This is a genomic window from Dactylosporangium sp. NPDC051087, from assembly GCF_055586325.1.
Genome location: NZ_JBVJIJ010000026.1, coordinates 18,449 through 28,905, shown reverse-complemented (window position 1 = coordinate 28,905; position 10,457 = coordinate 18,449). Strand labels below are relative to the sequence as shown.

Below are 10,457 nucleotides of genomic sequence, written 5' to 3'. Positions count from 1 at the left end.
AGTATGGGGGATTCGGGTGGGGGGTGGGTTGGGGAGGGGGCAGGAGAAGGGGTTGGGGGGGGGGGTGCGAGGGTTACACGTGGGAAGCGTCCCCACCCCCCCCGACGCCCGGGTGCAGAAGGCGCGCGTGCCCAGCGGCACCGCCGTGACGCCCGGCCGGAACGTGACCGCGGCGCCGGCCGCGACGGCGCCGACCCGGTCGACGGTGGCGGTGCCGATCATGGTGGCCGCGTCGGCGGCCTCCGCGGCCGGCGGCATCAGCGCGAACTCGTCGCCGGTCCGCACGCCGAGCAGCGGGGCGACGGCGATGCTGACCCGGTCGGGGACGTGTCCCGGCACGACGCGGAGCGCGCCGTGCCCGGTCTCCTGCCGGGTGTCGAACAGCAGCCGGCGGGCCGGCCCTTCCACCTCGGGACGCTGACCCACCATGAGCGTGGTGACCCGCCGGTGGATGCGGTCCATGAGGGCGGCCCAGGTGACGGGCACCTCGCCGGCCTCCGCGAGGGCCAGCACGAACGACTCGGTGAACATCCCGGTCCGCTGGCCGGAGCGGCCGGTGTGCTCGTAGGCGAACTGCTCCGGCGCGCACGCGACCAGGCGCACCGCGTTGCGGTTGCCCAGCGACCGGACCCGGCCGGGGTCGAGCCGGCCCTCGTCCATCTCCCGCCGGTGGTGCGCGACGATCCAGTCGTAGGTGTAGTGCAGTGCCTTCACCCGCAGGTCGGGGTCGCGGGACATGTGCGCGGAGTGGCAGCAGTCGAGCATCACCGCGACGTTGCCGGTCCGGTCGGTGAGCAGGTCGAGCCGGGCCGAGAGCTCCTCGGACGTGATGCCGCGGAAGTCGCCCTCGGTGGAGTCGTCCAGGTCGTACGGGACGATGAACTGCGTCGGCTGGCTGATCGCGGACCCTTCCGGCGGCAGGAGCCGGCCGCCGTGCCCGCTGTAATAGACGAAGACGGAGTCGTCGGGTGCCGTGTCGGCGATCAGCTTGTCGTACGCCGCGAAGATGCCGGCCCTGGTGGCCTCGGCGCCCTCGCACCGGCGAATGTCGAAACCGCGCCCGTCGAGCGCCCCGGCAATGCTGTCGACGTCATTTCCGACACCGGTGAGACCATTGGTCTGCGAACCGATCAACAATGCTTTCCGCGCCACGAGTGCCCCCTTGGACGGTGACTCGAATGATTCCGCTGCGGACGCTATTACGGCCGCGGGGCACGCGTCACTAGCCGGGGGCTACGTTCATTCACGTATTGCCGAGGACCGTCCTAATCGGTGAACAACTGTGTCCTCGTGGCGACCGCCGCGGCCATTCCGCGATTGTCGACGCCGAGTTTCCGGATGATGTTGGAGACATGGACGCCGGCGGTCGACACCTGGATCGACAGCGCCTCCGCGATCTGTTTGTTGGTCTTGCCGTGGGTCAGCTCGCGCAGCACCCGCCACTCCTGCTGCGTCAGCCCCCACGGGTCGCGCGGGTGCGGCACCTGCGACCCCGGTGCGGCCGCCGGGGCCGGCTCGGTGAGGTCGAGCCGCCAGTTCGCCGCCGTGGCGGCGATCCCGGCGAGCAGCGGCACGGCGTCGAGCCGTTGCGCGGTCTTGTGCGCCTCGCGGGCCGCCGCGGCCGCGTCGGCGGGCCGGCGGGCCGCCGCCGACGCCTCGGCCGCCCGCCAGTGCGCGTACGCGGCCAGGTACGGCCGGTCCAGGGCGGCCCACGCCTCGGCGATCCCGGTCCACTGCCCGGCGGTTGCGGTGCGCGCGGCCCGGTCCCGCTCCGCGTGGCACAGCCGCAGCCAGGTGCCGCGCTCGGATCCGGCCGGCGGCGCCGGCTCGACCGTGGCGCACGCGACGAGCTCCTCGACGCGCTGTCCGGCGTCCTGCGGGGCGGGCTCGCCGAGGTCGGCGGCGCGGACCAGGGCGTCGGCGGCGGCGCGCAGGCCGGTCGCGCACAGCCGCAGCAGCGACACGCTGTTCTCGGTGCCGTCGAGCGCGCCGAGGCCGGCGGTCACCGCCTCGCCGGCGGCGCCGAGGTCCCGCTCCCAGATCTCCAGCTCCGCGAAGCATCCGTACAGCGGCCCCAGCAGCCTCGGGTCGCCTTTGAGCCCGGCGACCGCCTGCACGGAGGTGAGCAGCTCGCGCGCCTCGTCGAAGCGGCCCTGGGCGACGTCGATCTCGGCCAGGGTGAGCCGCGGGTAGCGGGTCTGCGGCACCTCCCGGCCGCGCAGCACGTCGGTCAGCATGGCCCGCGCCTCGGCCCACCGCCCGAGCTGCACGAGCGCCGAGCTGGCGTTGTTCGCGAGCACGTCGGCGCCCTTGGTACGGCGCAGGCCGAGCGCGGCGACCCGGGCGAGTTCCTCGCGGGCGACGTTGGCCGCCTCGGCCAGCCGGCCGGCGTGCTCGAGGGCGATGGTGAGGTTCCCGTACGCGCGGTGCAGGTCCTCGAGGTGGTCGACCTCCCGCGCGATCTTCACCGCGGCCTCCAGGTTCGGTACCCCTTCCTCGGGCCGCTCCAGCATGGTCAGCGCGGTGCCCGCGGTGTTGAGCGCGCGGCCCTCCTCGGCGCGGGCGCCGACGGACCGGGCCAGCCCGATCGCCCTGACGGCCTGCTCCAGGCCTTCCGTGTAGCGCCCCGCCTGGACCATGACGGTGGCGAGGGCAGCGACGACCCTGGCCGCGACGGCCGTCGGCGGCAGGCCGGACAGGAGCTGGTCGGCGTCCTGGTACGCCGCGTGCGACCGCTCCAGGTCGCCGGCCTCCCACCGGTAGCTGCCGAGCCGCTCCAGCAGCTCACCGGCGCGCCCTGGGTCGGCGGCCCGGTCGACCTCGCCGATCGCCCGGGTGAGCAGCTCGAGGGCGCCGTTCAGGTCGCCGGCCCAGCGGGCGGCCTCCGCCGCGGCGGACAGGACCCGGTCGTGCGGCAGTCCCGCCCGCCGCTCGGCGTCCTCGACCTGCCCCCACAGGGTCAGCACCCGGCTGTACTGCTTCTGCGCCACCCGGAACGCCCGCACCCGCTCGGCCGCGACGGCGGCCGCCACCGCGGACCGCAGCGCCTCCGGGCGCCGCCGCGCCTCGAACCAGTGGTGGGCGAGGTCGGCGGCGGCGGTCGGGCCGTCGACGAGGCTCAGCCCGGGGTCGGCGGAGAGCGCCTCGGCGATCGCCTCGTGCAGCTGCCGGCGTTCCCCGGGCAGCAGGTCCGCCAGGACCGCCTCCCGCATGAGCGCGTGCCGGAACGTGTACGTGTCGTCGTCGGTCTGGTCGACGACGAGGACGCGGCCCTTCACGCACCGCCGCAGCGCGCCGTTGAGCGCCCGGCGGTCCAGCTCGCACACCGCGGCGAGCAGGTCGTGCCCGACGGTCCGGCCGGCCGCCGCGGCGAAGCGGATCACCTCGGTCGCGTCGTCGTCGAGCTGCTCCAGCAGCAGCACCATCGTGTCCGCCAGGGTCCTGGGCAGCTGCTTGAGCTCCAGGTCGTGCAGCACGCCGCCGGCGACGAGCTCCTCGGCGAACAGCGGGTTGCCGTCGGACAGCTCGAAGCAGCGCCGCAGGAACTCGGGGTCGCCGGCCGGCCCGCCCAGGAACTGCCCCAGCTCGTCCTCGGTGAAGGCCGGCACCTCGATCTGGCGCACCCGGCGCCGGAACGACGGCTCCGCCATCACCGTCCACAGTGGATGCTGCTGCGGTACCGGCGACCGGAAGCTGAACAGCAGCAGGACCCGCTCGTCCGTCTGCGCCTGGACCAGATACGAGACCAGGTCCAGCGTCGAGGCGTCCGCCCAGTGCAGGTCCTCGAAGATCAGCACCGTGGGGGCGTCGCGGCCGAGATGGTCGAGCAGTTGCAGCACCGCGCCGAAGACCCGGGTCTGCGAGTTCGCCTCGGCCGCCGGACCGTCCACCCGGCCGGTGCTGGTGAAGCCGGGCAGGAGCTTGTCGATCTCGGCGAACGCGGGGCCGCCGTAGCGGGTCAGGTGCTCGGCGCCGCGTTCGCGGACCAGCCGGCGCAGCGCGTCGATCAGCGGCGCGTAGGGCACCACGCCCTCGCCGAGGTTGACGCACCCGCCGGACAGCACGTGGATCCGCGGGTCGTGCGCGGTGGCGGCGCGGACGAACTCGCGGATGAGCCGGCTCTTGCCGACGCCGGCCTCACCGCCGAGCAGCACCGTCGTGGACCGTCTGGCACCCGCGTCGGCGACGCCGTCGAGCAGCTGCCGCAGCTCGGGCCCCCGCCCGACGAAACCTGCCCGCCCCGTGCCGTCTGCCTGCCCTGTGCCGTCCGCGTCCGACATGCCGCTCATCGTGCCCCGGGTTGCCCCGGGCTGTCAGCTCGCTCGCCCAGATCGATCCCGTTCGGGTGTCAAGGATCGACCGGAAGCGTCGTCCCGGGGTACCGACACGGCCAGGAGCAACCGGATGATCCGGTCCCGGACGGTGGTCGCTCGTCGTCGTCACCGCCGCGCATCGCCTCGACGGCTCGCGTGCGGTCGCCGATGATCGCGCCGAGGTCGGCGAGGGCGGCGCCGGCCGTGAGCGCGGTGGTGCAGGCGGTGCCGAGCTCGGCGGTGAGCAGCCGCAGCAGGCGGTCCTTCGCGTCGGCGGGCAGACCGGGCGGGGTCTGCGACGACGGCGGGATCTCTGGCGGGGTCCCGGTCATCGCGGTGTCCTGGGTCCGGCGGGGCCGTGGCGGGCGGCGCGCGGCGCGGCCGGTCGTGGTGCACGTCCAGCGGCCGCGCATCACACGAAGTCCGCCGGGTCGTACTGCCGGATGCCGGCGGGCAGCGCCGCCCTGGCCGGCAGTATCGTGCCGGTGCTGCCGTTGGCCAGGCCGTATCCGGACTGGATCATGCTGGACACGAGGATCTCCTGCATGCCGGTGATCGCCGCGGCCGGTGAGAAGTCCGGCTCCATCATGTACAGCGACATCCGCTTCGGCCCGGTCGACGGGTGGATCAGCGACCCCATCACGCCCAGGTCGGCGCGGTCGACGCCGCACGGGACGAGGTTCGGGAACGCCGGCGACGAGACGAGGTCCTCGAAGGCCTGGCGCCATATCGTGACGCGGTCGGTCGGCTCGCCGTCGCTGATGAACCAGACGGCGGGCCGGTGCACGACGTAGCGGCCGGCTTTCAGCCGCGCCACGTCGGCCTCGATCTCGCGCCGCAGGACGGTGAACGCCCCCGCGAAGCTCGTCCCGCCGCCGTGCGCGGCCAGGACCGGCAGCTGCAGGCCCGGGGTGAGCAGGTCGCACAGCGGCAACCGGACCCGCGCCTCGTCGGCGAAGTCGATGAGGCCGAAGCGGACCCTGTCGGACAGGACCGGATTTCGCGTGAGCGCCTCGACCAGTGCCGGCACGATCCGATTGGCGGCGTCGAGCTTGTGGTCCTGGGTCATCGACCATGACACGTCGATGACCAGGTAGAACGGCAGCAGCTTCGCGCCGGTGTGGTCCATGGTGCGTCCTTTCGTCGGTCCGCGCCCCCGCGGGTTTCCGGGGCCGGGCGCGTGGACGTCGGTCCGGCCGCGCGGCTTCCCGGATGCTTGTCGCACAGCCAGGGACCTGACGGACAGCGCCTGGACGGACGCTGTCCGTCAGGATGGGCGTCCAGGACGCCGCGCGGCGCGAACGGCGGCGGACACGACGAGGGACCCGCCGGGAATGTTCCCCCTCCCGGCGGGTCGTCTTGCATCCCCCGTCCAGGTACTGACGGACAGCTATCCACGGGGGCGGGCGCCCGCGGTGCCAAGTCATGAAAACCCTTATGAAAGCGTATTCCTGTATTGTGCGGAACGGCAAAGGTTTGCAACCCTCGATGGATGACCTCCCGTCGTACCTTGCTCACCGCCGCGCTCGGCGCGGTGGCCGGTGGCGCCACCGGGCTCGCCGCCGATCCCGCCGGGGCGTGGCCGGGCCCTCACGTGACGGTCGCCGCCGACGGCTCCGCCGACTTCACGAGCGTCCAGGCCGCCGTCGACGCCGTGCCGTCCGGCAACCCCGGCCCGTTCACGATCAAGCTCAGGCCCGGCGTCTACCGCGGGCAGGTGATCGTCCCGGCGGACAAGCCGCACGTCGTGCTGCGCGGCCAGGGCGCCGACCCCACCCAGGTGGTGATCGTCGACGACCGGGCCAACGGCACCCCGAAGCCCGACGGCACCACCTGGGGCACCTCGGGCAGCGCGTCGGTCACCGTCTCCGGCGACGACTTCTCCGCCCGGAACCTGACGTTCGCCAACGACTTCGACGAGGCCGCCCACCCCGAGATCACCTCGAGGCAGGCCGTCGCCGTGCTCACCCGCGCCGACCGGCTCGTGTTCGACAACGTCCGGTTCCTCGGCAACCAGGACACGCTCTACCTCAACACCCCCGACGCGGCGACCACCGGCCGCGTGTACCTGCGCAAGTGCTACGTCGAGGGGGACGTCGACTTCATCTTCGGCCGCGCCACCGCCGTCTTCGACCGCTGCGAGATCCGGTCGCTCAGCCGCGGATCGAGCACCGGCAACGGCTACGTGACCGCCGCGAGCACGTCCGCCGCCAACCCGTTCGGCTTCCTCATCACCGGCAGCAGGCTCACCAGTGACGCGCCCGCCGGCACCGTCTTCCTCGGCCGGCCGTGGCACCCGGGCAACGACCCGGGGGCGGTCGCGCAGACGGTGATCCGCGACTCAACGATCGGCGCGCACATCGGCGCCGCGCCGTGGACCGACTTCGGCACCTGGTCGTGGCGGGACGCCCGCTACGGCGAGTTCCGCAACCGCGGCCCCGGCGCGGCCGTCACCGCCGACCGGCCCCAGCTCACCGCGGAGCAGGCGGCGGCCGCCACCATCGACGCCTACCTCACCGGCTGGCGTCCCCGACGCTGAGCGCGACGGTCAGCAGCAGGAGCCACTCGGGGTCGCGGAGGCGGTCGCCGTACAGCTCGCGCAGTTTCGCGACGCGATACCGGACGGTCTGCGGGTGGACGAAGAGCTCGGCGGCGACCTCGTCGCGGCGGCCCTGGTGCAGCAGCCAGCTGCGCAGGGTCTCCACGAGCTTCGCGACGGTGGAGGCGCGCTCGCCGGCGAGCGGAGCCAGGGCCTGTTCCCGCAGGTCGGCGAGCGCCCGGCCGTCGGCGGTGACGACGAGCTCGACGAGGTGCTCCTCGGAGTCGAGCGCACCGGCACCGGGGAAGAGGCGGGACACGCGCACGGCCCGCTCGAACGAGTGCCGGGCCAGGGACCACGGCACGGGCGGGCCGGTGACGGCGCCGTGCGGGGCGACGACGCGCAGCAGGTGGCCGCGGGCGGCGCCGTGCGCGTCGGGGACGAGCAGGACCGACGTGTCGCGGAGGTGCTCGACGGTGGTCGCGAGGGTCCGCGGGTCGAGCAGGTCGACGACGGGCCGGGCGGTCCGGTCCGGCAGCAGGACCGCGGTCAGCGTCTGCGGCGCCGTCCAGTCGGCGGCCTCGGCGGCGACCGTGGCCGCGGCGACGGCCTGGGCGGGCTCGCCGCCGAGGAGGCTCTGCGCGAGCCGGTCCAGGGCGCGCCGCCGGGCCCGGCCGGAGGTCGCGAGCTCGTCGGCGTGGCCGGTGACGCTCGCCGCGGAGAGCTCGTCGATGTACGCGAACGTCAGCTCGGCGAACCGGGCCAGCGCGGGGGCGGCCATCCCGGCGCCGACGGTGACGGCGGCGAGCTCGCGCCAGGCGACCCGGGCGCCGACGCGGTAGGCGGCGAGCAGCGCGTCGAGGCTGCGGCCGGAGCGCGCCTCGCCCCTGCCCAGTGCGTACGCGCCTTCCAGGGACGCCGCGAGCGGGGAGGGACCGGCCCGGCGGGAGGCGAGGTTGAGGAAGCCGCCGAGCGCGGCCCGGACCGCGAGCTCGATCTTGGCGCCCATCTCGCCGGTGAGGGCGCCGGCATACGCGGGGACCTCCTCGACGATCGCGGCGACGGCGTGACCGGCGACCTCCGGCAGGGCGTGGCGCAGCGACTCGGCGACGCCGGCCTGTAACCGGAACGCGCCGAGCGCGCTGGCTTTGTCTTCGGCGAACAAGAATCACGTCTCGATTCACGCGGACCGGTCATGATTTTATCCTTCAGACCCCATCATGCTGGATGCATGGCCGCTGCCCAAGCCCTCCGCGCCGGCGCCTGGCGGGTCGTCGAGCTCCTGACGACGCCGCTGGTGCCGGCCGACTACCTCGACGTGATCGCGCCGTTGCGCAACGCCGACGTACTGCGGGCGAAGGTCGTGGCCGTGCACCGGGAGACGGCGCGGGCGGTCACCCTCACGCTGCGCCCGGGGCGCGGCTGGCGGCGGCACGAACCCGGCCAGTACCTGCGGCTCGGCGTCGACGTCGACGGTGTCCGGCGGTGGCGGGCGTACTCGATCACCAGCGCCCCGGACCGCCCCGACGGCCTGGTCACGGTCACGGTCACCGCGGTCGGCGGCGGCGCGGTCAGCGGTCACCTCGTCGCGCGGGCCCGGCCCGGCATGCTGCTCGGCCTGGAGCGCCCCACCGGCGACTTCACCGTCCCGCGGGGCCACGGCGCGAAGGTCCTGTTCGTGACCGCCGGCAGCGGCCTCACCCCGGTGATGGGCATCCTGCGCTCGCGCGACCTGGGTGACCTGGGCGACCTGGGCGACGTGGTGCTGGTGCACTCCGCCCGGTCGGCCGAGGACGTCCTCTTCGGCGACGAGCTGCGGGCGATGGCCGGCGACGGCCGGATCACCCTCGTCGAGCGGCACACCGGCACCGACGGCCGCCTCTCCCCCGCCGACCTGGCGGTCCTGGTCCCGGACCTCGCCGAACGCGACGTCTGGGCGTGCGGCCCCAACGCGATGCTCGACGACCTCATGGCGCACCGGCCGGAGCGGCCGGTCACCGTCGAACGCTTCCGGCCCGTGGTCATCGCGGCGGGTGACGGGGGCACGGTGACGTTCCTGCGGTCCGGCCGGACCGCCGAGGCGACCGGCGGCACGCCGCTGCTGGAGGCCGGCGAGTCCGCCGGGGTCCTCATGCCGTCGGGGTGCCGGATGGGCATCTGCTTCGGCTGCGTGCTGCCCCTGCGCGAGGGCGCCGTCCGCGACCTGCGCGACGGCCGCGTCACCACCGCCACCGAGGGCGACAACGTCCTGATCCAGACCTGTGTCTCCGCCGCCGCCGGCGCCTGCCGCCTCGACGTCTGACCCGCCCGAAAGGACCTTCGTGACCACGCTGCAGCGCAAGGCCGTCAACCCGGTCGCCCATCTGAGCGCCGAGGACATCGAGGCGATCGGGCGGGAGCTCGACGCCATCCGCGACGGGGTCATCAGCAGCCGGGGCGAGCGCGACGCCGCGTACATCCGGCGGGTCATCAAGGTCCAGCGCTGGCTGGAGCTGGGCAGCCGCGGCGTGCTGCTGTTCTCGATCCTGCCGCCGGCGTGGCTGGTCGGCACCGCCGGCCTGTCGGTGGCGAAGATCCTCGAGAACATGGAGATCGGCCACAACGTCATGCACGGCCAGTGGGACTGGATGCGCGACCCGAAGATCCACTCGACGACGTGGGAGTGGGACAACGCGTCGCCGTCGGAGCAGTGGAAGCACTCGCACAACGAGCTGCACCACACGTACACGAACGTGATCGGCCGCGACAACGACCTCGGGTACGGCATCATGCGCGTCGACGAGGGGCAGCGCTGGCACCCGGTCCACCTGGGCCAGCCGCTGTGGAACTTCGTCAACGCCTGCTTCTTCGAGTACGGGATCGCGGCGTACGACCTGGAGCTCGGCCGGAACCTGTCGACGAAGGAGCGCCGCCGCAGCCCGCAGTTCAAGGCGGGCGTCCGGCAGGTGCTGAAGAAGATCGGCCGCCAGGTGGCGAAGGACTACGTGCTGCACCCGCTGCTGTCGGGCCCGTCGTTCCTGCACACGATCGCGGCGAACGCGGTCGCGAACCTGGTCCGCAACCTGTGGACGCACTCGGTGATCATGTGCGGGCACTTCCCGAAGGGCGTGGAGACGTTCGAGAAGTCCTCCATCGAGGGTGAGACGCGCGGCGAGTGGTACCTGCGGCAGATGCTCGGCTCGGCGAACATCTCCGGCGGCCGGCTGATGCACATCATGACCGGGAACCTGTCCTACCAGATCGAGCACCACCTGTTCCCGGACCTGCCGAGCAACCGCTACCAGGAGATCGCGCCGAAGGTCCAGGACCTGTTCCAGCGCTACGGCCTGAGCTACACCAGCGGCCCGCTGCCGAAGCAGGTCGCCTCGGCGTGGGCGAAGGTGTTCCGGCTCGCGCTGCCCAACCGCCGCCCGATGCCGCCGCTGCGGCCCGTCACCCAGGACGTCGCTCAGGAACGCGAAGCGGTCGGCGTCGGCTGACCCCTAGTAGTACTTCGTTAGGTCTGTCGACGGTTGTTGCGGTGTAACGGTTTCACCGTTTGGTGGCAGGTGGGGCATGCGCCGGTCCAGGTCGCGAGGAGGAACTGCAGCTCGCGGATGGCCTTG

Annotated in this window: 8 protein-coding genes; 3 read left to right on the top strand and 5 right to left on the bottom strand. The window is 73.6% G+C overall.

Features of this window, described 5'->3' with window-relative positions; genetic code table 11:
• The 4 genes from ACZ6TV_RS40195 to ACZ6TV_RS40180 all read right to left on the bottom strand — a co-directional run.
• Positions 1-1,152 (bottom strand): caspase family protein (locus ACZ6TV_RS40195; RefSeq protein ID WP_465304096.1); only part of this gene is annotated, 1,152 nt, incomplete at its 3' end.
• 113 nt (positions 1,153-1,265) lie between these two features.
• On the bottom strand, positions 1,266-4,280 hold the full coding sequence (locus ACZ6TV_RS40190) for a helix-turn-helix transcriptional regulator (RefSeq protein WP_465304094.1): 3,015 nt from the start codon (positions 4,278-4,280) through the stop codon (positions 1,266-1,268).
• A 68-nt stretch (positions 4,281-4,348) separates the two neighbouring features.
• Positions 4,349-4,645: a hypothetical protein gene (locus ACZ6TV_RS40185; RefSeq protein ID WP_465304092.1), complete on the bottom strand. Its 297-nt coding sequence runs from the start codon at positions 4,643-4,645 to the stop codon at positions 4,349-4,351.
• Between the two features lie 80 nt (positions 4,646-4,725).
• Positions 4,726-5,442 carry a vWA domain-containing protein gene (locus tag ACZ6TV_RS40180; protein WP_465304090.1) on the bottom strand — a complete coding sequence of 239 codons (717 nt, stop codon included), beginning with the start codon at positions 5,440-5,442 and terminating at the stop codon, positions 4,726-4,728.
• Positions 5,443-5,805: 363 nt separating this feature from the next.
• Between ACZ6TV_RS40180 and ACZ6TV_RS40175 the strand changes: the two genes are divergently transcribed.
• On the top strand, positions 5,806-6,852 hold the full coding sequence (locus tag ACZ6TV_RS40175; protein WP_465304088.1) for a pectinesterase family protein: 1,047 nt from the start codon (positions 5,806-5,808) through the stop codon (positions 6,850-6,852).
• Here ACZ6TV_RS40175 and ACZ6TV_RS40170 read toward each other — a convergent pair.
• Positions 6,827-8,017, bottom strand: a complete 1,191-nt coding sequence (locus tag ACZ6TV_RS40170) for a PucR family transcriptional regulator (RefSeq protein ID WP_465304086.1) — start codon at positions 8,015-8,017, stop codon at positions 6,827-6,829. The genes ACZ6TV_RS40175 and ACZ6TV_RS40170 overlap by 26 nt on opposite strands.
• A gap of 66 nt (positions 8,018-8,083) precedes the next feature.
• Between ACZ6TV_RS40170 and ACZ6TV_RS40165 the strand changes: the two genes are divergently transcribed.
• On the top strand, positions 8,084-9,154 hold the full coding sequence (locus tag ACZ6TV_RS40165) for a ferredoxin reductase (protein ID WP_465304084.1): 1,071 nt from the start codon (positions 8,084-8,086) through the stop codon (positions 9,152-9,154).
• Between the two features lie 19 nt (positions 9,155-9,173).
• Positions 9,174-10,331, top strand: a complete 1,158-nt coding sequence (locus ACZ6TV_RS40160) for a fatty acid desaturase family protein (RefSeq protein ID WP_465304082.1) — start codon at positions 9,174-9,176, stop codon at positions 10,329-10,331.
• The last annotated feature ends 126 nt before the right edge of the window (positions 10,332-10,457 follow it).